This is a genomic window from Planctopirus hydrillae (assembly GCF_001707835.1).
Classification (GTDB): Bacteria; Planctomycetota; Planctomycetia; order Planctomycetales; family Planctomycetaceae; genus Planctopirus; species Planctopirus hydrillae.
Window position 1 is genome coordinate 1 of sequence record NZ_LYDR01000084.1, and the last position, 320, is coordinate 320.

Consider the following 320-nt stretch of genomic DNA (forward strand, 5'->3'; position numbering starts at 1 on the left):
CGCTGGGCTTAACACCTTGCGCAAATAGCAAGGCTGTCAGATCATTGTGCCGCACGGAAAAATTCGCGGCTTGCGCCAATTGCGGACGCGGATGATAGCCCACACCAAGGCCCCCGCCCGACACCGCTGCGGCAATCATGGGCAAGTCATTCGCGCCATCACCAACAGCTAGCGTAGTAGCCAAATCAATCCCACGCATTTCAGCGGCTGATTGCAGGACTGCCTGCTTAGTAGACGCATCCACGATATCGGCAGCCAGCGCGCCGGTCAGCCGCCCATCTTTAATCTCCAGAACATTGGCATGCACCTCATGAAAGCCC

Annotated in this window: 1 protein-coding gene; it reads right to left on the reverse strand. The window is 57.5% G+C overall.

All coding sequences use genetic code 11. The features are described from left to right. A partial coding sequence (locus A6X21_RS25890; protein WP_165603761.1) for a haloacid dehalogenase-like hydrolase occupies window positions 1–320 on the reverse strand: 320 nt, incomplete at both ends.